This window comes from Sandaracinobacteroides saxicola, from assembly GCF_014117445.1.
GTDB classification, from domain to species: domain Bacteria; phylum Pseudomonadota; class Alphaproteobacteria; order Sphingomonadales; family Sphingomonadaceae; genus Sandaracinobacteroides_A; species Sandaracinobacteroides_A saxicola.
Map to the genome: position 1 here is coordinate 1,614,319 of NZ_CP059851.1, position 21,583 is coordinate 1,635,901.

At 67.2% G+C, this 21,583-nt stretch carries 25 protein-coding genes and 1 tRNA gene; 16 read left to right on the top strand and 10 right to left on the bottom strand.

Annotated elements, in window-relative coordinates; all coding sequences use genetic code 11:
- The first annotated feature begins 9 nt into the window (after positions 1–9).
- Positions 10–474 (top strand): hypothetical protein, encoded by a 465-nt coding sequence (locus H3309_RS08100; protein WP_182298278.1) that lies wholly within the window; start codon positions 10–12, stop codon positions 472–474.
- Here H3309_RS08100 and H3309_RS08105 read toward each other — a convergent pair.
- The 4 genes from H3309_RS08105 to secB form a co-directional block, all read right to left on the bottom strand.
- On the bottom strand, positions 464–1,318 hold the full coding sequence (locus H3309_RS08105) for a P1 family peptidase (RefSeq protein WP_182298279.1): 855 nt from the start codon (positions 1,316–1,318) through the stop codon (positions 464–466). The genes H3309_RS08100 and H3309_RS08105 overlap by 11 nt on opposite strands.
- A complete protein-coding gene (gene trpS / locus H3309_RS08110; RefSeq protein ID WP_182298580.1) occupies positions 1,318–2,316 on the bottom strand; it encodes a tryptophan--tRNA ligase in 999 nt (332 codons plus the stop codon). The genes H3309_RS08105 and trpS overlap by 1 nt, the downstream gene beginning before the upstream one ends.
- Complete coding sequence (murJ, locus tag H3309_RS08115; RefSeq protein ID WP_182298280.1) at positions 2,316–3,872, bottom strand: murein biosynthesis integral membrane protein MurJ; 1,557 nt, start codon at positions 3,870–3,872, stop codon at positions 2,316–2,318. Before murJ ends, trpS begins: the two co-directional genes overlap by 1 nt.
- Positions 3,873–4,041: 169 nt before the next feature.
- Positions 4,042–4,551 carry a protein-export chaperone SecB gene (gene secB / locus H3309_RS08120; protein WP_182298281.1) on the bottom strand — a complete coding sequence of 170 codons (510 nt, stop codon included), beginning with the start codon at positions 4,549–4,551 and terminating at the stop codon, positions 4,042–4,044.
- A gap of 159 nt (positions 4,552–4,710) precedes the next feature.
- Here secB and H3309_RS08125 point away from each other — a divergent pair, with 159 nt between their 5' ends.
- From H3309_RS08125 to H3309_RS08135, 3 genes are all read left to right on the top strand, one after another.
- Positions 4,711–5,340, top strand: a complete 630-nt coding sequence (locus H3309_RS08125) for a Tim44/TimA family putative adaptor protein (protein WP_182298282.1) — start codon at positions 4,711–4,713, stop codon at positions 5,338–5,340.
- Between the two features lie 10 nt (positions 5,341–5,350).
- Positions 5,351–6,553 carry a murein transglycosylase A gene (mltA, locus tag H3309_RS08130; protein WP_182298283.1) on the top strand — a complete coding sequence of 401 codons (1,203 nt, stop codon included), beginning with the start codon at positions 5,351–5,353 and terminating at the stop codon, positions 6,551–6,553.
- Positions 6,554–6,641: 88 nt separating this feature from the next.
- Complete coding sequence (locus H3309_RS08135) at positions 6,642–7,076, top strand: Smr/MutS family protein (RefSeq protein WP_243453886.1); 435 nt, start codon at positions 6,642–6,644, stop codon at positions 7,074–7,076.
- On the opposite strand, the gene H3309_RS08140 is transcribed toward H3309_RS08135, so the two are convergent.
- The gene (locus H3309_RS08140; protein ID WP_182298286.1) at positions 7,077–8,816 is read right to left on the bottom strand and encodes an N-acyl-D-amino-acid deacylase family protein; all 1,740 of its coding nucleotides are present in this window, start codon (positions 8,814–8,816) and stop codon (positions 7,077–7,079) included. It lies immediately after the preceding gene.
- Positions 8,817–9,009: 193 nt separating this feature from the next.
- Between H3309_RS08140 and H3309_RS17260 the strand changes: the two genes are divergently transcribed.
- The 7 genes from H3309_RS17260 (at position 9,010) to H3309_RS08175 (ending at position 14,999) form a co-directional block, all read left to right on the top strand.
- Complete coding sequence (locus H3309_RS17260) at positions 9,010–9,879, top strand: DUF4394 domain-containing protein (RefSeq protein ID WP_182298582.1); 870 nt, start codon at positions 9,010–9,012, stop codon at positions 9,877–9,879.
- Positions 9,880–10,066: 187 nt separating this feature from the next.
- Positions 10,067–10,621 carry a F0F1 ATP synthase subunit delta gene (locus H3309_RS08150; RefSeq protein WP_398400182.1) on the top strand — a complete coding sequence of 185 codons (555 nt, stop codon included), beginning with the start codon at positions 10,067–10,069 and terminating at the stop codon, positions 10,619–10,621.
- A 2-nt stretch (positions 10,622–10,623) separates the two neighbouring features.
- Positions 10,624–12,153, top strand: coding sequence for a F0F1 ATP synthase subunit alpha (atpA, locus tag H3309_RS08155; protein WP_182298290.1), 1,530 nt, complete (start codon positions 10,624–10,626; stop codon positions 12,151–12,153).
- A gap of 7 nt (positions 12,154–12,160) precedes the next feature.
- Entirely contained in the window at positions 12,161–13,045 is an 885-nt protein-coding gene (locus tag H3309_RS08160) for a F0F1 ATP synthase subunit gamma (protein WP_182298292.1), read from the top strand.
- An 18-nt stretch (positions 13,046–13,063) separates the two neighbouring features.
- Complete coding sequence (gene atpD, locus H3309_RS08165; protein ID WP_182298294.1) at positions 13,064–14,512, top strand: F0F1 ATP synthase subunit beta; 1,449 nt, start codon at positions 13,064–13,066, stop codon at positions 14,510–14,512.
- Positions 14,512–14,787, top strand: a complete 276-nt coding sequence (locus tag H3309_RS08170) for an ATP synthase F1 subunit epsilon (RefSeq protein ID WP_182298296.1) — start codon at positions 14,512–14,514, stop codon at positions 14,785–14,787. The genes atpD and H3309_RS08170 overlap by 1 nt, the downstream gene beginning before the upstream one ends.
- A gap of 120 nt (positions 14,788–14,907) precedes the next feature.
- Positions 14,908–14,999, top strand: a tRNA-Ser gene (locus tag H3309_RS08175).
- 121 nt (positions 15,000–15,120) lie between these two features.
- On the opposite strand, the gene H3309_RS08180 is transcribed toward H3309_RS08175, so the two are convergent.
- Positions 15,121–15,699: a ferric reductase-like transmembrane domain-containing protein gene (locus tag H3309_RS08180; protein ID WP_182298298.1), complete on the bottom strand. Its 579-nt coding sequence runs from the start codon at positions 15,697–15,699 to the stop codon at positions 15,121–15,123.
- A 116-nt stretch (positions 15,700–15,815) separates the two neighbouring features.
- Here H3309_RS08180 and H3309_RS08185 point away from each other — a divergent pair, with 116 nt between their 5' ends.
- Genes H3309_RS08185 through H3309_RS08195 form a run of 3 tightly spaced genes read left to right on the top strand, consistent with a single transcriptional unit; the run spans position 15,816 to position 16,737 of the window.
- Complete coding sequence (locus H3309_RS08185) at positions 15,816–16,154, top strand: PadR family transcriptional regulator (protein ID WP_182298300.1); 339 nt, start codon at positions 15,816–15,818, stop codon at positions 16,152–16,154.
- Complete coding sequence (locus tag H3309_RS08190) at positions 16,142–16,531, top strand: hypothetical protein (RefSeq protein WP_182298302.1); 390 nt, start codon at positions 16,142–16,144, stop codon at positions 16,529–16,531. The genes H3309_RS08185 and H3309_RS08190 overlap by 13 nt, the downstream gene beginning before the upstream one ends.
- Positions 16,528–16,737, top strand: a complete 210-nt coding sequence (locus tag H3309_RS08195; protein ID WP_182298304.1) for a hypothetical protein — start codon at positions 16,528–16,530, stop codon at positions 16,735–16,737. Before H3309_RS08190 ends, H3309_RS08195 begins: the two co-directional genes overlap by 4 nt.
- 37 nt (positions 16,738–16,774) lie before the next feature.
- Here the strand turns inward: H3309_RS08195 and H3309_RS08200 are convergent, their stop codons facing one another.
- Genes H3309_RS08200 through H3309_RS08215 form a run of 4 tightly spaced genes read right to left on the bottom strand, consistent with a single transcriptional unit; the run spans position 16,775 to position 19,237 of the window.
- Positions 16,775–17,473, bottom strand: a complete 699-nt coding sequence (locus H3309_RS08200; RefSeq protein WP_182298306.1) for a FadR/GntR family transcriptional regulator — start codon at positions 17,471–17,473, stop codon at positions 16,775–16,777.
- On the bottom strand, positions 17,470–17,646 hold the full coding sequence (locus tag H3309_RS17555; protein ID WP_256402021.1) for a 2-dehydro-3-deoxygalactonokinase: 177 nt from the start codon (positions 17,644–17,646) through the stop codon (positions 17,470–17,472). The genes H3309_RS08200 and H3309_RS17555 overlap by 4 nt, the downstream gene beginning before the upstream one ends.
- 11 nt (positions 17,647–17,657) lie before the next feature.
- Positions 17,658–18,356 carry a 2-dehydro-3-deoxygalactonokinase gene (locus H3309_RS08210; RefSeq protein ID WP_182298310.1) on the bottom strand — a complete coding sequence of 233 codons (699 nt, stop codon included), beginning with the start codon at positions 18,354–18,356 and terminating at the stop codon, positions 17,658–17,660.
- A 44-nt stretch (positions 18,357–18,400) separates the two neighbouring features.
- Positions 18,401–19,237 (bottom strand): phytanoyl-CoA dioxygenase family protein, encoded by an 837-nt coding sequence (locus H3309_RS08215; RefSeq protein ID WP_182298312.1) that lies wholly within the window; start codon positions 19,235–19,237, stop codon positions 18,401–18,403.
- Between the two features lie 124 nt (positions 19,238–19,361).
- Between H3309_RS08215 and araD1 the strand changes: the two genes are divergently transcribed.
- Together araD1 and dgoD are read left to right on the top strand one after the other, a co-directional pair.
- Positions 19,362–20,369 (top strand): AraD1 family protein, encoded by a 1,008-nt coding sequence (gene araD1, locus H3309_RS08220; protein ID WP_243453887.1) that lies wholly within the window; start codon positions 19,362–19,364, stop codon positions 20,367–20,369.
- Positions 20,366–21,505: a galactonate dehydratase gene (gene dgoD, locus H3309_RS08225; RefSeq protein WP_182298314.1), complete on the top strand. Its 1,140-nt coding sequence runs from the start codon at positions 20,366–20,368 to the stop codon at positions 21,503–21,505. Before araD1 ends, dgoD begins: the two co-directional genes overlap by 4 nt.
- The last annotated feature ends 78 nt before the right edge of the window (positions 21,506–21,583 follow it).

Here is a 21,583-nt window from a genome sequence, read left to right on the forward strand (position 1 = left end):
GCGGGTGCGATGCGCGCTGTTTATCCTGCCCTGCTGCTGACCGCTTTCCTGGGTGGCTGTGCGATTCCCGGCCCCTGGCCCTCGCTGGCCCCCCGCCCCGCCGAGAGCGAACGCACCATCGTGGCCCCGGCCCAACCCGTGAAGGCGGCCCTGGCCCCGGCCGAGGAGGCACGGTTGACTGCCCTGTGGCGCACCGCCGAAGGCCAGTTGCTGACGCGCGACGCGGCGCTGTCGGCGGCACTGCTGTCGGCCAAGGGATCAGCCGCGGGCAGCGAGCGCTGGATCGCGGCGCAACAGGCGCTCAGCGGCTATGAAGGCGCGGTCGCCGGCCTGTCCGAAGTCCGCGAGGCGCTGGAAGCGGCGCTGGACGCCGCCACCAGCCCGGCCATCGAGGCGCTGAAGACGCAACTGGTCGAAAAACAGGACGCCGCGCAGCTGACCGCCGCCAACGCGGCCGCGGAGCTCAGCCGATAGCGTTGAAGACGGCGTTCGCGACACAATCCGCGGCGCGCGTTCCCAGCTCCGTCAGCAGCACCGGATCAACCATCCCGGGCGTGCCGGGCGCGGTCGAGAGCGCGAACAGCGTGTCGCCGTCGAAGGGCGTGTGGATCGGCCGGATCACGCGCGCCAGCCCGTCCTGCGCCATCACCGCCACCCGCCGCGCGGCGCCGCGCGTCAGCGGCACATCGGTTGCGACGAAACCGATGCAGGTGTTCTGCCGCGCCAGCCCGCGCGCCCGCGCCAGTTTCGGCATCGGCACCGGGCCGTCGAGCGCGGGTGATGCGCTGACCTCGCCGAAACTGTTCACCGCCACCGCCGCCATCACCCGGCCGCCATTGTCCAGCAGGGTGTCCGCGAAACCGATCCCCCCTGCCCTGCTGCCCGCCGTCGCGCCGAAGCCTGCCCCCACGCGCCCCCAGACGGGCGTATCCGTCAGCGCTGCGAAAGCCTCGCGCGCCAGCCGGCGATAGGGCGGCTCATCCCAACCCTTGTCACCACCATTGCCCAGGTCGAACAGGATCGCCGCCGGCACCACCGGCACGCGGCAGACCCCCACGTCCAGGCCGATGCCGGCCCGCGAAAGCAACAGCGCCAGTTCGTCCGCCGCCGCCAGCCCGAACACGCTGCCGCCGGCCAGCACCAGGCCGTGCACCCGCTCCACCAGCGTGTCGGGGCTGAGCGCATCGGTCTCCCGCGTCCCCGGCCCGCCGCCGCGCACATCCACCGCCATCACCACCGGCGCATCGGGTACCAGCAGCGTGACGCCGGTCCGGACAGTCGCGCAATGGGCGTGGCCGATGCGCAAGGCCCGCAGCATCAACGCAGGAACCCGACTGCCGCCTGCACCTCCGCCAGCACGGGCGCTGCGATCGCCCGCGCCGCTTCCCCGCCGGCGGCCAGCGCCGCGTCGACAACCTCCGGCTGCGCCAGCAGGGCGCGGAACTTCGCACCGATCGGTGCGATCGTCTCGACCGTCAGTTCGGCGAGCGCCGGCTTGAATGCCCCGAAACCCTGACCGGCGAAGCGCGCGAGCACGGCGTCGGGCGTCTCGCCCGACAGGCTGGCGTAAATGTCCACCAGATTGCGCGCCTCGGGCCGCTCCGCCAGTTCCGCCAGCGTGTCGGGCAAGGGCGCGGGATCGGTCTTGGCCTTGCGGATTTTCGCGGCAATGCTGTCAGCGTCGTCGTTCAGATTGATGCGGCTCATGTCGCTGGGATCCGACTTGGACATTTTCGCGCTGCCGTCCCGCAGCGACCTGATGCGTGGCGCCGCCGCCGGGATGATCGGTTCCGGCAGCGGAAACAGCTCGACCGCGAAATCATTGTTGAACTTGGTCGCGATGTCCCGTGCCAGCTCCAGATGCTGTTTCTGGTCGTCGCCCACCGGCACGTGCGTCGCCTTGTACAGCAGCACGTCGGCCGCCTGCAGCACCGGATAGGTGTAAAGCCCGATGCTCGCGCCTTCGCGATCCTTGCCGGACTTCTCCTTGAACTGCGTCATCCGGTTGAGCCAGCCGATACGCGCCGTGCAAGAGAGTATCCACGCCAGCTGTGCATGTTCGGGCACCCGCGCCTGATTGAACAGGATGGATTTCGCCGGATCGATGCCGCTCGCCATCAATGCCGCGGCCATCTCCCGCGTGCTGGCGGTAAGACTCGCCGGGTCCTGAAACAGGGTGATCGCATGCAGGTCGGCCAGAAAGAACAGGCACTGGCCTGGATGCGCATCCTGCATCGTCACCCAGTTGCGGATGGCGCCCAGATAATTGCCCAGATGCAGATTGCCGGTGGGCTGGATGCCCGATACCACACGCATCATCGTCTCCTGAAAGCCGCGCGCAGATCGGCGGGGCGCGCCGCCCCGGTCAGCGCCGCGACACCGAAATAGACCGCGGCGCCCGCCGCCATCAAGACGGCGAGTGCCAGCCCGCGCTCCAGCCAGGATCCCTGCGTGTGCGTCATCATCACATCGCCGGCGAACCACAGCCCGACCGCCATCGCCACCGCCGCCAGCAACAGTCGCGGCGCCACCCGGGCCAATCGCGCATCGATGCTGAACTGCCTGCGCCGCCGCAGCACCCACCAGAGCGCGCCCGCGTTCACCCAGGCCGCCGCCGCCGTGGACAGCGCGATGCCGACATGCGCCAGCGGCCAGATCAGCGTGAGATTGCCGACCAGATTGACCAACATCGACGCGACCGCGATCCGCACCGGCATTTTCGTGTCACCCCGGGCATGGAAGCCCGGCGTCAGCACCTTGATCAGCACATAGGCCGGCAGGCCCAGCGAAAAGGCCGCCAGTGCCGCCGCGCATTTGACCGTGTCCGCCCGTGTGAATTCGCCATGCTGCAACAGCGCGCTGATGATCGGCTCCGCGCTGACCACCAGCGCTGCCGCCGCCGGCAGCGTCAGCAGCAGCACCAGCTCGATGGCGCGGTTCTGCTGGTGCATCGCGGCGGGCGCGTCGTCCGACGCCAGCAGCCGCGCCATCGCCGGCAGCAGCGCCGTGCCCACACCGATCCCCACCAGCCCGAGCGGCAGCTGGTTCAGCCGGTCGGCATAATAAAGATAGCTGACCGATCCTTCATCCAGGAAGCGCGCGGCGAGCAGTGTGGACACCAGCAGGTTGATCTGCACCGCGCCCGCGCCCAGGGCCGCCGGGCCGATGCGCGCCAGCATGGTGCGGACATCGGGGGTCAGCCGCGGCAGCCGCAGTCGCGGTGCGACGCCGGCACGGTGGCAGGCGTGCAGCAGCCACAGGAACTGCAACAGGCCGGCGACCGCCACTGCCACCGATTGCGTCCGCGCCGTCTCGATGTCGCTGTCGCCGCGAAAAAAGACCAGACCGACGATCAGCGCGATGTTCAGCAGGATCGGCGCCGCCGCGTTCACCCAGAACCGCCCGAGCGCGTTCAGCACCCCGCCCAGAAGCGAGACCAGGCTGATCAGCAGCAGATAAGGGAAGGTCAGCCGCGTGAACTCGACCGTCAGCGCCAGCTTTTCCGGTGTACCATCCTTGAAGCCGCCGGTCATTGCCCAGACGACGGGCGCGGCGAACAGCAACATGATCCCGGTGAAGAGCAGCAGCGCGGGCAATAGCACCGCCAGCGCCTCCTCGGCGAAACGCTGGGCTGCCCCCCTGTCATCCCCCTTGCCCAGCTTGCCGCTGACCATCGGCACGAAGGCCGCGCTGAACGCCCCTTCAGCGAACAGGGCGCGAAACAGGTTGGGCAGACGAAAGGCGATCAGGAAGGCGTCAGAAGCAAAGCCGGCGCCCATGTAGCGCGCCATCAGCATGTCCCGGGCGAACCCGGCGATCCGGCTGACCAGGGTGAGGCCACCGATGGTGGCGGTGGCCTTCAAGAGATTCATCGCAAAGCGGGGCTAGCGGCTTGAGGAAAAATTGCGAAGCGATTTTTCAGAAAGACACAGACTCCCGCGCATGCCGGCCGGCGGCTTTTCGGCAGGCCCGCAGCGCGGGCTTTGCCCGTGACCGGGTCTGTCGAAAAGCCCGTCCGACGTCATGGCAGAGTCACGCAAATCAGGCGTTGCCCGCAACCTCGCCGCTGCCCAGTCCCTCACCGCGGGCTTCCAGCTGGTTCAGATACAGGCTGCCGAAATCGATCGGCTCCAGCATCAGCGGCGGGAAGCCGCCGTCACGGGTGCAATCCGAAATCACCCGGCGCGCGAACGGGAAAAGCACACGCGGCGCTTCCACGATCAGGAACGGCTCCAGCGCCTCCTGCGGAATATCCTTCAACCGGAACAGGCCGGCATAGAGCAACTCGACCGCGAACGCCGTCTTGTCGTCCGGCATCTTGGCGGTCGCGTCGATTTTCAGCTCCACCTCGAACATGTCGTCGCCGCCCGAACGCGCGTTGACATTCACATTGATGTCGATGCGCGGCTGCCCCTGCATCTGCAGCGAACCCGGCGCATTCGGGTTTTCGAAGGACAGGTCCTTCACATATTGCGCCAGGATGGCGACCTGCGGCGCCGCATCGGCTCCGTTGGCAAGCGCTTCGGCGGCTTCGGGGGTAAGCTGGTTCATCGTTGTGCCCTGTCCTGTTTCGGTTATTGTGGCCAGATATGGCGTCGCAGGGTCCGCTACCAGTGGCATCCGCGCTTGTCATCCGCTTTTGCTGCCTTATGTGGCAGGAACGCGTCGTGGCGCTTTGCCATTGCGCCCGTATCTGTGTAAGGCCCGGTGATGGACAATAGCGGTTGGATCGAGATCATTTTCCTGGCGATGCTGGCCGGGTTCATCGGTCTGCGCCTCTATAATGTGCTCGGTCGCCGCACCGGCAATGAAAAGCCCGCGGCCGATGCCTTCCGCCCGACCGGCCCGGAACTCGCCCGGCCCGGTGCCCGCCCGGAACCCGAGGCACCATTGGCGCTGGAGGTGCCCGCAGGCACTGCCGACGACGTTCGCAGCGGACTGGAAGCCATCGCCCGCGCCGACCGCAACTTCAATCCCGATGGTTTCCTGGTGGGCGCGCGCGGCGCCTATTCGCTGATCCTGGAGGCATTCTGGCGCGGCGACATGGACGCGATGGATGGGCTGGTGGCGGACGACGTCGCCGCACAGTTCCGCGCCGCGATCGCAACGCGCGATGATCCGGTCGACAACAAGTTGCTCGCCATCGACAATGCCCGCATCGTCGAAGCGCGGATGAACGGCACCATGGCCGAGGTGACAGTGCAGTTCGATGCCGACATCAGCATGGGCAGCGAGCGCACGAGCGTGCAGGCGCATGACCTGTGGACGTTCAGCCGGCTGACCTCCTCGTCTGACCCCGCCTGGCTGCTGATCGCGACCGACGATACCGTGGGTGAATGAAGGCGGCCGAATGAGGGCCGGCGCCGTTGCGTTGCTGGCAGCGACGCTGACCCTGGCCGGCTGCGCCACCAGGCCACAGCAACCGATCAACCCCGCAGCCACGCCGCCAATCTCCACCGCCGCCCCACCAGCTGCGTTCAGCCGTGCCGGCGCGGTCGCCGACCTTCCCGGTTGGCGGCAGGCGGACCTGGCCGCCGCGCTGGCCGCCTTCAAACGCGGCTGTGCACCACTTGGCAAACGCAAGGACCCCAGCGGGCTGACCGTGCCCGAGGATTGGGCCGCGCCCTGCGCCGCCGCCGCGATCGCCACCGATGCCCGCGGCTTTTTCGAAAGCCAGTTCACCGTCACCCGGCTGGGTGACGGCAAGGGCTTCACCACCGGCTATTTTGAACCGGAAATTGCCGGCTGCCGCGCGCCGACCGCCCGCTGTTCAACGCCGCTCTACCGCAAGCCAGACGATCTGCTCGAAGTCGACCTGACCCCCTTCGCCTCCGACCTGAAAGGTCGCAAGATCCGCGGTCGCTGGGACGGCAAGAGCTTCGGCCCCTATCCTGACCGCGCCGCCATTTACGACGGCGCGCTGAAGGGCCGCGGGCTGGAGCTTGCCTATGCCGAGGACCCCATCGAGCTGTTCATGCTGGAGGTGCAGGGCAGCGGGCGCCTGCGCCTGCCCGACGGCAGCGTGATGCGCGTGGGCTATGCCAGCCAGAACGGCCGGCCCTATGTGGCCATCGGCCGGCTGCTGCGGCAGCGCAACATCCTGCCCGCCGGCGGCGCCGGGCTGGAGGCGATCATCGCCTGGGTGCATGCCAACCCCGGCCCCGGCGACGCGCTGATGCGGGAAAATCCCTCCTATGTCTTTTTCCGGGAGATGACCGGGCCGGATGAAGGCCCGCACGGTGCGTTGGGCGTGTCACTGATCGCCGAGGCGACCGCCGCTGCCGATGCCACCGTGATGCCACTGGGCGCCCCGGTCTGGCTGCGCACCAGGATCGCCGAGCCGGGCGCGGCCGTCACGGACTGGAGCCGCCTGTTGATCGCGCAGGACATCGGCGGTGCCATCCGCGGGCCGAACCGCTTCGACATCTTCTGGGGTGCCGGCCCGCGCGCCCGCGCCATCGCCAGCAATCTCGCCACCTCGGTCGAGGCGCTGATCCTGCTGCCCCACGCCGCCGCCGCCCGATTGCCAGATGGCGCGCAAGCTCGCCGCTGAGGAGCGTGCGCTGTGGGCGCGTGTCGTCCAGAGCGTGCAGCCGCTTCCCGGTCGCAAGCGCCCTGCCCCGCTCGTGGGGGCCGTCATCATGTCCCCCGTCGCTCGCGACGCCGCCGCATCCCCGAAAAAAGCGGCGCCGCGCCGGGTCGTCACCAACAGCGAAACCCTCGACGGCAGCTGGGACCGCAAGCTGTCCTCCGGCCGCGTGGTGCCCGACCTGACCCTCGACCTGCATGGCCTCAGCCGGGAGACCGCCCGCGCGCTGCTGCTGCGCCGCGTCGACAGCGCCGCGCGTAACGGAGCGCGCGTTATCCTGGTGATCACCGGCAAGGGCCAGACGCCCGGCGCCCAACCGGCCGACCTGATGCCGGGCGTCAAACCACCGAAAGGCGCGATCCGCGCCAGCCTGCCCCGCTGGCTGGGGGAGGCTGGCATCAGCGAACGCGTCGCTGCCGTCCGCCGCGCCCACCCTCGCCACGGCGGCGCGGGCGCGGTCTATCTCATCCTGCGCCGCGCTCGATAGCTACTCCGCCGCCATTGCCAGCGGTGCCCGCTGCGGGCCGCGGATCACACCGCCGGGGCGTGCGTCCTGCAACACGCCCTGCTCGAATGTCACCTGGCCCGACTTGATGGTGTAATCATAACCGTCCGCCTTCTGCAGCAGCCGCTTGCCGCCTGCCGGCAGGTCGAACGCCAGCCAGGGCTTGCCCAGCTTCAGCCGGTCAAGATCGATGACATTGATGTCCGCGAGCAGCCCCGGCGCCAGCAGGCCGCGATCCGCCAGGCCATAGAGCAGCGCGGTATCCCGGCACTGGCGCTTGATCGCCGCCTCCAGCGGCTGCCGCATGCCCACCCGGTCCCGCACCCAATGCTGCAACATGAAGGTGGGCGACGCCGCATCGCAGATGGTGCCGCAATGCGCGCCGCCATCGGACAGCGAGTTAACCGTATCGTCCCGACCGATCAGCGGCTCCAGGAATTTCAGGTCGCCATCGGCATAGTTGAGCAGCGGGAAATAGATGAATCCGTCGCCGTCGCCCGCCATCAGCAGGTCATAGGCGACCTCGACCGGATTGCGCCCCTCGGCGGTCGCGATCGCCGCGATCGTCTCCTCCCGCGGCGGTTCGTAATTGAAATCGTCCCCCATGCGATATTGCAGGAACCAGCCGCCGGCCACCAGCATCAGCAGGCCGGCGACATCCGATTCCGGGAAGACGCTCTCCTCGGCGATCATCCGGGCCTTGAAGTCGGGATCGCGCAACCGTTCCAGCTTCGCCTCCCAGGAAAGCGCCGCGATCTCCGCCCACGCCGGTTTGAACAGGAAGGGATGGACCGTTCCCCGCCACGCCATCAGGATGCCGTTGCCGCGCAGCGCGATCTGCGCCACGATGTTGGCGCCCTTCTCATTCTCCGCCGTCATCATGGCAATCTGCTCGGTCAGCGGCAGCTCCTTCGCCGGCGATTCCAGTGCGGCGAAGGTCACGGGCAGGCCGGTCTCGCGGCTCAGTTGTCCCATCCAGGCGAACTCGTTCCATTCGCGCTTCAGGTCGCTTGCCATCTCGAACACGCCGTGCCCCACCCGGCCCATGGCGCGGCCGATGCCCAGCAACTCCTCGACGGTCGCCGTCGTGCCCGGCACCAGCTCGCCATCGACCGACTTGTGCAGGATGGTCCGGCTGGTGCTGAACCCCAGCGCGCCGGCGCGCAGCCCCTCCTCGACAATGCGGGACATGGCGGCGATGTCGGTCTCGGTCGGCGCCTCATTCTTCGCGCCGCGTTCGCCCATCACATAGGCGCGCACCGCGCCGTGCGGCACATGCGTCCCCACATCGATGGTGCGCGGCAGCTTCTCTAGCGCATCCAGATATTCCGGGAAACTCTCCCAGTCCCAGGTCATGCCCTCGGCCAGCGCGGTGCCGGGGATATCCTCCACCCCCTCCATCAATCCGATCAGCCACTGGTGCCGGTCGGGCTTGGCCGGCGCGAACCCCACGCCGCAATTGCCCATCACCACCGTCGTCACCCCATGCCAGGATGATGGCCCCATTTCCGCATCCCAGGTCGCCTGGCCATCATAATGGGTGTGGATGTCCACGAACCCGGGCGTCACGATCCGGCCCGTCGCGTCGATCTCCCGACGGCCGACACCATCGACCACGCCCACCGCCGCGATGCGGTCGCCGCTGATCGCCACATCGCCCACGAACGGCGCGCCGCCGCTGCCGTCCACGATCATGCCGCCGCGAATGATGATGTCGTACATGGCCTTCTCCTCCATCGCCACGCTATCCCATCGACATGTCCATGCAACCGTCGCTTTGCGCAGGGCGTGCGCAACCGGACGGGATCGCAGGGAATGATGGGTAACGGCTGTTAACCAGTGCGTCCGCCGATCATGAACGTCCGTACCCTGGCGCGGGGGCGGATGTGCTGCCCCTGTCCAACAGGAGGTTGCCATGCGTCTTCTTTCGTTCGTCCTGCTTGCTGCCGCCATCGCCACCCCGGCGTCGGCGGAACGCCTTTACGGCCTCACCCTCGACAACCGCATCGTCAATTTCGACAGCGCCGACCCCGAAACCATCACCGGTTCGCGCACCATTACCGGCATCAGCGACACCATCATCGGCCTGGATGTCCGCCCCGCCACCGGCACGCTGCACGCGCTGACCGGTACGGGCAAACTCTACGAGCTGAAGCTGAACGGCATGACCTATCAGGCGACGCTGAAGGGCACGGTTTCGCCGACGCCGTCGGGCGGTGCCTTCGGCGTCGATTTCAACCCCGTGCCGGACCGGCTTCGCGTCGTCGGCAGCACCGGCCAGAATTTGCGCATCAATCCGAACAATGGCGTCACCGTCGTCGACACGCCGGTCACCATCGGCGGCATGACGCCGCAACTTGTCGCCGCCGGCTATACCAACAGCGTCGCCGGCGCCGCATCCACCACGCTATACGCGCTCGACGCTGCCGGTGACCGGCTGCTGCGCTCCACCAATCCGAACGGCGGCATTTACGTCGATACCAACCTGACGGGGCAGACATTCGGCCCGCTCGGCTTTGCCTTCACCACCGACAACAATGTCGGGTTCGACATCAGCCCGAACAGCGGCATCGCCTATGCGAACATCGACAGCCTGTTGTGGCGCGTCGACCTGATGACCGGCGCCGGCACCGCACTGGGCATCGTCGGCGCCGGGCCGCTGCGCTCCATCGCCACGCCGGCCTTCGGCGCCGCGGTGCCCGAACCCGCCACCTGGGCCATGCTGATCCTGGGCTTCGGCCTGGTGGGCACCAGCCTGCGGCAACGGCGCCGCATCGCCGCCTGACCCGGCACGCGGGGTGCGCCAGCGCGGCGCACCCCGCCTCCCCCGCGCCGTCACAAAGCCGCGCTGCCACCTTGCATCATGCTGCACCCGCTGCTAATGCCGCGCCACCGATAGGGCGGGGGGCGTTTCTGCCCCCCTTTTCCTATGACAATCTGCTGTTTTTTGGCGCAACCTGACGAGGCCGAGCGTGGAGCAAGGAAGCATGATTTCGAACAGCCTTTCCGGGCGTTATGCCGGTGCGCTGTTCGACCTTGCGAAAGAGGCGAAGGCCGTGGACGCGGTCGGCGCCTCGCTCGACACGCTGGAAACCGCCACCGCCGAATCGAGCGATCTCAAGGCCTTGATGACCTCGCCGCTGGTCAGTCGGGCGGACGCCGCCAGGGCCGTTGCCGCGCTGGCCGCTGCCATGGGCCTGCACCCCCTGGTCGCGCAGACGCTGGGTGTGCTCGCCCGCAACGGACGTCTGTCGCAGACCCCGGCGATGATCCGCGCCTTCCGTGCCGCGGTCGCCGCCAGCAAGGGCGAGGTGACCGCCGAGGTGACGGCGGCGCACGCCCTCTCGCCGAAGCAGACCGAGGCGCTGAAAGCCAAGCTCACGGCCCGCACCGGGCGCGACATCGCGCTCGACATCCGTGTCGTCCCCGAGATTCTCGGCGGCCTGATCGTCAAGATCGGCTCCGAACAGATCGACTCCAGTTTGAAGACCCGGCTCGAAAAGCTCGGGCAAGCGATGAAAGGCTGACCATGGACATCCGCGCCGCGGAAATTTCCCGCGTAATCCGCGACCAGATCGCGAATTTCGGCACCGAGGCCGAAGTCAGCGAAGTCGGCCAGGTGCTGAGCGTCGGCGACGGTATCGCCCGCGTCCATGGCCTCGACAATGTCCAAGCCGGCGAAATGGTCGAATTCCCCGGCGGCATCAAGGGCATGGCGCTCAACCTGGAGGCCGACAATGTCGGCGTCGTGGTGTTCGGCAGCGACACCGCGATCAAGGAAGGCGACACCGTCAAGCGCACCGGCACCATCGTCGACGTGCCGGTCGGCAAGGGCCTGTTGGGTCGCGTGGTCGATGGCCTGGGCAACCCGATCGACGGCAAAGGCCCGCTGGTGGACGTCAAGCGCACCCGCGTCGAAGTGAAGGCGCCCGGCATCATCCCGCGCAAGAGCGTCAACGAGCCGATGCAGACCGGCCTGAAGGCACTCGACGCCCTGGTCCCTGTCGGCCGCGGCCAGCGCGAGCTGATCATCGGCGACCGGCAAACGGGGAAAACCGCCGTGGCGCTGGACACCTTCATCAACCAGAAGGGCGTCAACGCCGGCACCGATGAGAGCAAGAAGCTCTATTGCATCTATGTCGCCGTCGGGCAGAAGCGTTCGACCGTCGCCCAGATCGTCCGCGCGCTGGAGGAAAATGGCGCGATGGAATATTCGATCGTTGTCGCGGCGACGGCGTCCGAACCCGCCCCGCTGCAATATCTGGCGCCCTACACCGGCGTCGCCATGGGCGAGTTCTTCCGCGACAATGGCATGCACGCCGTCATCGTCTATGATGACCTGTCGAAGCAGGCGGTCGCCTATCGCCAGATGTCGCTGCTGCTGCGTCGCCCGCCGGGCCGCGAAGCTTACCCTGGCGACGTCTTCTATCTGCATAGCCGCCTGCTGGAGCGCGCCGCCAAGATGAACGACGCCAACGGCGGCGGCTCGCTGACCGCGCTGCCGATCATCGAAACCCAGGGCGGCGACGTTTCGGCCTACATCCCGACCAACGTGATCTCGATTACCGACGGCCAGATCTTCCTGGAAAGCGAACTCTTCTATCAGGGCATCCGCCCGGCCATCAACGTCGGTCTCTCGGTCAGCCGCGTCGGCTCTGCCGCGCAGACGAAGGCGATGAAGAAGGTCGCCGGGTCGATCAAGCTCGAGCTGGCGCAATATCGCGAAATGGCGGCTTTTGCGCAGTTCGGTTCGGATCTGGACGCCAGCACCCAGCGCCTGCTGAACCGCGGCGCGCGCCTCACCGAGCTGCTGAAGCAACCGCAATATGCGCCGATGCCGTTCGAGGAGCAGGTGGTCAGCATCTTCGCCGGCGTCAACGGCTTCCTGGACACCGTGCCGGTCAACGCCGTCAACCGCTTCGAAAGCGCGCTGCTCGCCGACATCCGCGCCAACCATGGCGCGCTGCTCGCCGACATCCGCAGCACGCGCGACCTGTCGAACGAGACGCGGGACGCGCTGAAGGACGTGATTGGCGGTTTCGCCAAGACGTTCGCGTGAGGGGCTGATGCCCAGCCTCAAATCCCTCAAGATGCGGATCAACTCGGTCAAATCGACCCAGAAGATCACCAAGGCGATGAAGATGGTCGCCGCCGCGAAACTGCGCCGCGCGCAGGAACGCGCCGAGGCCGCGCGTCCCTATGCCAGCCGCATGGAGTCCGTCCTCGCCAGCCTCGGCGGCAAGGTCACTGTCGGGCCGCAGACCTCGAAACTGCTCGCCGGCACCGGGCAGGACCGTGTGCATCTGCTCGTCGTTGTCACCTCCGAACGCGGCCTCGCCGGCGGTTTCAACACCAATATCAGCCGGCTGGCGCGCAAGACCATCGAGGAGCTGGAAGCGCAGGGCAAAACGGTCAAGCTGCTGCTGGTCGGCAAGAAGAGCCGCGCCGTGCTCAGCCGCACGCATAAGTCCGCCATCCTCGACGTGGTCGATCTCTCGGCAGTCAAAATCCCCGGCTTCCCCGAAGCGCAGGCGATCGCCGCCGACATCATCGCCCGCTACGACCGCGGCGAGTTCGATGTCGCCCACCTGCTCTACAGCAATTTCCGCTCGGTGCTGCTGCAGGAACCCGTCGCCACGCAGCTGATCCCGGTGAAACTGCCCGACCCCGGCTCGGGGGCCGGGGCAGGCATCAGCGCCGCGGTTGAATATGAGCCCGACGAGGAAGCCATCCTCAACGAGCTGCTGCCGCGCAACCTCTCGGTGCAGCTGCTGCGCGCCATCCTGGAAAACGCCGCCGGCTTCTATGGCGCGCAGATGACCGCGATGGACAATGCCACCCGCAACGCCGGCGACATGATCAAACGCCTCAGCCTGGTCTACAACCGCACGCGCCAGGCCGCGATCACCAAGGAACTCATCGAAATCATTTCGGGCGCCGAAGCGCTCTGAACCTGCGAGGAATAGACCATGGCAACCACAGGCAACAACACCGGCCGCATCACCCAGGTCATCGGCGCCGTCGTCGACGTGGCCTTCGATCAGGCGCTGCCCGAAATCCTCACCGCGCTGGAAACGCAGATCGAGGACCGCCGCCTCGTGCTCGAAGTGGCGCAGCACCTCGGCGAAAACACCGTCCGCACCATCGCCATGGACTCGACGGACGGTTTGGTGCGCGGCCAATCGGTCACCGACACCGGCCGCCAGATCAGCGTCCCCGTCGGCCCTGCCACGCTCGGCCGCATTCTCAACGTCATCGGCGAACCCATCGACGACCGCGGGCCGGTGAACGCCGAAATCCGCATGCCGATCCACGCCGAGGCACCGCTGTTCACCGACCAGTCCACCGACAGCGCTATCCTGGTTACCGGCATCAAGGTCATCGACCTGATCGCCCCCTACGCCAAGGGCGGCAAGATCGGCCTGTTTGGCGGCGCCGGCGTCGGCAAAACCGTGCTCATCCAGGAGCTGATCAACAACATCGCCAAGGGCCACGGCGGCACATCCGTGTTCGCCGGCGTCGGCGAACGCACCCGCGAGGGCAACGACCTCTATCACGAGTTCCTCGAAGCCGGCGTCATCGCCACCGACGCGGATGGCAACCCGACGAGCGAAGGCTCCAAGGTGTCGCTGGTGTTCGGCCAGATGAACGAACCGCCGGGGGCCCGCGCCCGCGTCGCGCTTTCGGGCCTCACCAACGCCGAATATTTCCGCGATGTCGAGGGCCAGGACGTGCTGTTCTTCGTCGACAACATCTTCCGCTTCACCCAGGCCGGCTCCGAAGTGTCGGCGCTGCTGGGCCGCATCCCGTCGGCGGTCGGCTATCAGCCCACCCTCGCCACGGACATGGGCGCGTTGCAGGAACGCATCACGTCGACCACCAAAGGCTCGATTACCTCGGTGCAGGCCATCTACGTCCCCGCGGACGACTTGACCGACCCGGCGCCGGCAACATCATTTGCCCACCTGGACGCCACCACCACCCTCAGCCGCTCGATCGCCGAACTCGGCATCTACCCGGCGGTCGATCCGCTCGATTCCACCAGTCGCGTGCTGGAACCGCGCACCGTGGGGCAGGAGCATTATGAAGTCGCCCGCAGCGTGCAATCGGTGCTGCAGAAATACAAATCGCTTCAGGACATCATCGCCATCCTGGGGATGGATGAACTGTCCGAAGAGGACAAGCTGGTCGTCGCGCGTGCTCGAAAGATCCAGCGTTTCCTCAGCCAGCCCTTCCATGTCGCTGAAATCTTTACCGGAACGCCCGGCGTCTTCGTGCAGCTCGAAGACACGATCAAGGGCTTCAAGGGCATCGTCGCCGGCGATTACGACCATCTGCCCGAAGCCGCCTTTCACATGGTCGGCACCATCGAGCAGGCTGTGGAAAAAGGCCGCAAGATGGCCGCGGAAGCGGCGTGATGGCAGCCAAGCTGAACTTCGACCTGGTCAGCCCGGAGCGTCTCATTCGCTCCGGCGCGGTGCACATGGTCGTGGTACCGGGTACGGAGGGGGACTTCGGCGTCCTTGCCGGCCACGCCCCCTTCATGAGCACGATCCGGCCGGGCGAACTGGCGGTCTATGCCGAAGCCAACGGCCCCGCTGAACGCATTGCGATCAGCGGCGGCTTCGCCGAGGTGAATGAAAAAGGCCTCACCATCCTCGCCGAATCCGCCACGCCGGTGACCGCGCACTGACCGGGTTGCACAGCGCAAACCGCCCTGCTAACCCGAAATCGCCATTCGGAGTCGCGGGTGAGTGGCTGAGACGAAGGTGCCAAGCGCCGGAGACCAGCCAGGATCGCGGGATTTTCCTTCGGAGTCGTGGGTGAGTGGCTGAAACCAGCAGTTTGCTAAACTGCCGTACTGGGTAACCGGTACCGAGGGTTCGAATCCCTCCGACTCCGCCAGGCAGCCTCTCTTGCGCTGATATCTTTCAGCCGCTTCCCCATCGACCGCGCCAAGGATCCGGCCCCACCATCGCGCCCTGCATCATCTGCGGGCGACTCTAGGACAGCCGGGCATCCGGCATCACCCCGCCGGCTGCGACCGCGGCGAAAGCCGGCGTTGCAAGCGGCGTGACAGGATCCGCAGCAGCAGGGCGAAGACCAGCAGCAGCACCGGCACCAGATACCAGGGGCTGACGGCAATGCGCTTGGCATTGGTGAAAACGAAGCTGACCCAGATCACCCAAAGGCCGGCACTGTGCAGCCATTTCCACGTTCGCGCACCCAGCCAGCGCACCGCGCCGTCCAGTGAGGTCGCCGCCATCAAGGCGATGAAGCCGTAGGCTATCGCCCCGGTCACCACGGAGCGCGGATTGGTCAACGACCAGAACAGCCCGGGGTCGATCGTCAGCAAGGCCTTCAGCAGCACGGCGTGCACCAGGTGCGAAAAGGCAAAGGCAAGGCCGGTCCAGCGCCGGTTTTGCAGCAACCACTCTCCAAGGGAACCGGGGAAAAGCCGCTGCACAGCAGACGCGCTGAAGGCGATCAGAAAAAGCGCGAGCGACGTACGCGCCGTGGCGCGAATCGCCAGGCGGATGCCATCGGTTCCGCCCCCCTCGGCCGCGATCATCAGCAGGGCCATCAGCAGCACCGCCGCCGCCAAAATCAGAAACAGCCTCGGGCCGGCCAATGGCTTCGCAAGCATGAGCATCGCCTTTCTATGCCTAGTGTTACTTTGCTTAAAGCTTGACCCCTAGCGACGCAAGGGTAAAACGGCGCATGACCGCGGAAATGCTCAAGGGCCATCTCGACAATGTCATCCTGGCAACGCTCGAGCGCGAACCGCTGCACGGCTATGCCGTCATCGAGACCATCCGCCACCGCAGCGCCGGCAGTTTCGACCTGCCGGAGGGAACGATCTACCCGGCGCTGCACCGGCTTGAACTGGCCGGCCTGCTCGCCAGCGACTGGGTGGAACCGGCCGGAGGCCGCCGGCGCCGGGTCTATCGCCTGACAGCAAAGGGACAGTCGGCCCTCGCCGCCCGGCGGGCGCACTGGACCCGCTTCGCCCGCGCGGTCGACAGCCTGCTCGGCGGCGAAGCCCCGTGGCCGGCCTGATCGATCATTATCTGCTCGATGTCGAACGGCGGCTGTCGTTCGACCCCATCCTCGCCCGCCGCGCGCACGACGACCTGACCGAACATTTCGCCGATGGTGACAATGGCAGCAGCGTCGCCCTCGCCCGCTTCGGCACGCCCGACCAGATCGCCGCTGCCTATGCGCACGCCGCCTTTCCCGACCGGATGCGGCAGATGCTCACGGCGCTCGGCTGGATGACGCTTGCCACCTTCGCGTTCATGCGGCTGCGCTCGCTTCGCCTCGATCTCGGCGGCGAACCATGGCTGCGGCTGCTCGATGGCGCGGCGCTGTCGCTGGGGCTGCTCGCCGGCATCGCCGCCTTTGTCCTGCTTCGGCGGCAACCCCGCCCGCGGTGATCCGGCGCCTGCTGCGCATCGCCGTGATCGCGCTCGCGGTCTCCACCTGTGCCAGCCTGTGGCGCGTGCTGTCCGCTCCGATGGCGGCCTGGACGCCGGTCGATCTCGCCATCGTCGCGCTGACGGCGCTCATCCAGTCGGCGCTGTTCCTGCTCGCGCTGCGGCAATTGCGGATGGTCGTGCGCTACATCGCCGCCATCGGATAACCCGCCCGCGCCCCCCCCGATCAAAATCTCCCCCGGTTCAGCCCGCCGAATCCGGCCGGATCAATCCGATGGTGCGGTCGATCATGGCCCGGGTCGCAGTGCGCGCCCCTGCCGCGTCCCCGGCGCGCACCGCGACCAGAATGGCTTCATGCTCGGCCAGATCCCCCACCCGCACCCCGGCCGCCCTGTTGGTCTCGTGGATCGCCGAACCCAGCGCCGTCCGCACCAGATTGCCCAGCTGCGCGAACAACCGGTTGCCGCTGGCGTTCAGCAGGGCGCAGTGGAATGCCACATCACTTTCCAGCGGATCATCGCCGCCATCCGCCGCCGCCGCCATCCGCCGATAAGCCGCCCCGATGGCATCGATCAACCGCGCATCCCGCAATCCCGCGGCCAGCGCGGCAGCCTCCGGCTCCACCGCGCGGCGCATCTGCAACAACTCCAGCAGAAAGGTCGGATCGCGCGACGCCGCGATCCAGTCCAGCACGTCGGGATCCAGCAGGTTCCACTCGGTTCGCGGCCGCACCCGGATGCCGATACGCGGCCGCGACGTCACCAGACCCTTGGCCGCCAGGATCTTCACCGCCTCGCGGATCACGCTGCGGCTCAGCGCATGCCTTTCCGACAAGGCCTGCTCGATGGGAAAGGGCCGGTCCGGCGGATGGACGCCGCGGACGATGTCGTGCCCCAGCGTCCGCATCAGGCGCCAGGTTGCCGATTCGCGCTGCTGGGTCATGGCGCCTGCACGGCCTGCCACAGCCGCACGATCCCCGCCAGAAAGGCCGTTTCCCCGTCCACAACCGTCGTCGTCCCGCCCTGCATCGCGATCGCCCGCGCATACAGCCCCGTCAGCCCGGGATCCCCCACCAGGGTCACGGCAATGGCCGGGTCGCCTAGATGACAGCGCACATCTTCGCCGATCAGCAACCCGCTGACATAATCGGGCGCCGCCCGGGCGCCGCCCGGGCGCCGCCCACGCCGGCGGCATGCGCGGCCCGCGCCTGGAACAGCATCGCCAGCAGGCTGCCCCTTCCGGCGTCGTCCACCCCGGCGACGAAGCCTTCGCCCTGCCCCGGCCCGATCAAGCCCGACAGGGTGCCATGGTCGCGCAGCAGCGCATGAATCTCGCCCGTCATCGCCGTCCGGCTCGCCGTGATGCGGCCATCCGCCACGGTCGCCCACTTGCAGTGCGTGCCCGGCAGGCAGACGCGCTGCGGGCGGCCATCGGCATGCATCACCCCCAGCAGCTGCACCTCCTCCCCCCGCATCACGTCCACCAGACCCCCGGCCTGGTGACACACGCCGGGCACGATGCCGACTTCGCCCGGCACGATCCAGCGGACGGCCCGCGCCAACCCGGTCAGGTCCGCCGGCGTGGCGACATAACCCGCGTCCACCCAGCCACGGTTGGATCCGACCATCCCTGCACACAGCACGGGCAGCCTGCCATGCGCGGCGCGGATCGCCTCGACATCGCGGGCATAGTCGTCTCGGTCCATCGCGAGAATGCCGCGGCCGTCTCGCAACCGCGAGAGCAGGGTGCCATCCGCATGGACGACCATGATCCGGCGATGCGTCGTGCCCCAGTCGATGGTGATAAACGGTTGTCCTGTCGCCATACGGCCGGTCTAGCGCCAAAAGGTGGCGACGGCGCAACCCCTGTTCATGATCGGAGGGCCTGATACACAAGCGGATTGAGCGGGCTGTCCGCAATCGCGCCGGGTTCGCGGCCGCCAAGGAACTTGATCCGGTCATGCTCCTGATGCGGGTTGCTCGGCTGGGCGACGCGCATGCCATCGGCGAAATATGTCACGATCATCGCCTCGCGCAGCGTGTTGGAAAAGTTCGCGCCCGCGGCATGCAATGTCCAGCCGTAATGGAAGCTGATGTCACCGGCACGCATCGGCACGCTGGCAACGACCGGGATATTCTCGGCTTCGATCATCGCGCCATAGACGCGCTGCGATTCGTCCGAAATCTCGTGCTGCCCCAGAAAGCCCAGCCGGTGCGTGCCCGACGCATGCAGCATGCCACCCATATCGGCTTCGATGTTCATCAGCGGCATCCACAGCCCCAACGTCGTCGATTCGGCAAGCGGCCAATAATATTGGTCCTGATGCCATGGCGTCGGGTTGATGCCGCCGCCCGGCTCCTTGAACAGCGACTGATCGTGAAAGATGCGGACGCCTTCAACGCCCATCAGCTCGGCGGCAATCCGACCCAGGCGGGGAGACAGCACCAGCCGTTCGACGATCGGATCGCGCAGTCGCAGATTCTGCGTCTGCAGGAACGCCTTGCCGAACGCGTCGCGATCGGCGAGCGGCCGCTTCTCGGTATTGGCGGCGAAGGATGCTTCACGGATCGCGGTGCGGAAGGTCTCGACATCCTCCGCAGTGAACACTTGGGGCAATAGGACATGTCCGTCGCGGCGGAAACACGCGATCGCATCGGCTGGAAGGTCGTAAAACGCCTCGGTCCGTTCCCGCAATTCGGTCGCCATTGCACATCCTCTCGACTTCCGGGATTTGTATGATAAATGACGGACACCCGTCAACGCGACCGGAGGAATCAGTCATTCAAATCGCCGGCATCACAACGCGCCTGGTCCTGGCCGGCGGTCCATCATGATTGACATGAAGGAAAGGGCGATGCTGCTGGTGCAGTTCCGTGACGCAAACGGCGCGGCGGTATGCGGGCTGCTCGATGGTGATATCGTCCGGGCGCATGCGGCGTCGCGCTCGACCTACGACCATGTCCGCGACTGCCTGGCCGCCGGACAGGGGTTGATCGACAGCGCGGATGCGTTCGGTGGCGCAGCCATGGGCTTTGCTGATCTTGCGGCGGGCGAACGCCTGCTTCCCCCGCTGACGCATCCCGATCCGCGCCGCTGCCTCGTCAGCGGTACGGGGCTCACGCATCGCGGCAGCGCCGACACCCGCGCGTTGATGCACATGCCCGACGATGCCGCCGCGTCCGATACCATGCGGCTGTTCACGGCGGGCGTGAAGGGCGGACGGCCCGCGGGCGACGCGCCCGGCGTCCTGCCCGAATGGTTCTACAAGGGCGATGGCGACAGCATCGTTGCGCCGGGGGCGGCGATGCCCTCACCCGGTTTCGCCCTGGCGGACGGCGAAGAGCCCGAACTGGCGATGCTCTATGTCATCGACAACAACGGTATCCCACGCCGCATCGGCAGCGCGATCGGCAATGAATTTTCGGATCACGAGACCGAGCGGTTGAACTATCTCTATCTCGCGCATTCGAAGCTGCGCGACTGTTCGTTCGGGCCGGCGCTCAGGGTCGGCGCCCCACCCGCCGACATTCATGGCGAAACCCGCATCCTGCGCGCCGGTCGCGAAGTCTGGCGCAAGCGGTTTGCGACAGGTGAGGCGAACATGACGCACAACCTCGCCAATCTCGAGCATCATCATTTCCGCTACGCCCGTCATTGCCGCCCGGGCGACGTCCATGTCCACTTCCTCGGAACCGCCGTGCTGAGCTTTGCCGACGGGTTCATGGTCGACGATGGCGACGTCATCGAGATCGGCGCCGACAGCTATGGCCCGCCGCTGCGCAACGTCGTGCGACGCGCACCGGACGGGACCGTGATGACGAAAGTGCAGCCCGCATGAAGATCCGCAGCATCAAGGCCTGGGCCGTCGCGGGCCCCTTGAGCGACCTGTGCTTCGCCAAGGTCGAAACCGACAACGGCCTGTTCGGCTGGGGCGAGGGATCGCTGCCCGGCAAGTGCGAGGGCGTGGCGGCTTCGGTGCGCGAGATGGCCCATCTGATTGCGGGCATGGACGCGCGGCGGATCGAGCATGTCTGGCAGCGGATGGTGCGCCACAGCTATTGGAAGGCCGGGCCGATCCTCAGTTCCGCCGTCTCGGCGATCGACATGGCGTTGTGGGACATTCGCGGGAAATATCATGACGCGCCGGTTCATGAATTGCTCGGCGGCGCGCTGCGCGACCGCATCTGGCTTTACGCCAACCTAGGGCTGTCCAGCGAGCCGGAGGTGCTGCGCGAGCGTGCCCGCGGCGCCCTGGCGGTGGGCTACACCGCGGTCAAATTCTATCCCCTCCCCCCGGTGATGAGCCTGGAAGGCCCCGCCGCCTACCGCACGGTGGTCGCCTGCTGCGAGGCGGTGCGCGACGAGATCGGCCCCGACGGCGTTTTCTGCCTCGACTTCCATGGCCGCTGCACCCCCAATGTCGCGGTCCAGATGGAGGCGGCCGTCCGGCACACCCGTCCGCACTGGATCGAGGAGCCGACCGCGCCCGAGGATGTCGGTGCCCTGCAACGCTGCCAGGAGAAGTTCCTCACGCCGCTGGCGGTCGGCGAACGCTACAACAGCCGCTGGCAGTTCCGCGAGATTTTCGAGCGGCGGCTGGCGGACGTCGTGCAGCCCGACGTCGCCAACTGCTATGGCATTTCCGAGATGCACCGGATCGCGGCGATGGCCGAAACCTATGGCGTTGGCTACGCACCGCACAACCCCAATGGTCCGGTGCAGGCTCAGGCCAGCCTGCACCTGGCGGCGGCGGCGCAGAACTTCTCGATTCTGGAGCATCGCCACGATCTGATCGATGACATGGCGAAATTCGCCTCCGTGTCGCCGCGCAGCACCGGTGACGGCTGGGCGGCGATCCCGGAAGGCCCCGGCCTTGGCATCGAACTCGACGAAACGGCGCTCGACGCCATGCCGATCGGTGACCGCTGGGTGGCCGAAAGTCATCGCCGCGACGGTTCGATCGGCGACTGGTGACGGCCGTCGCGCAGACATAAAAAGAACGCGTTCACAAAACCGTCGCGATGGTCTAGGTTGCGTCCGCGCCGGGGATGG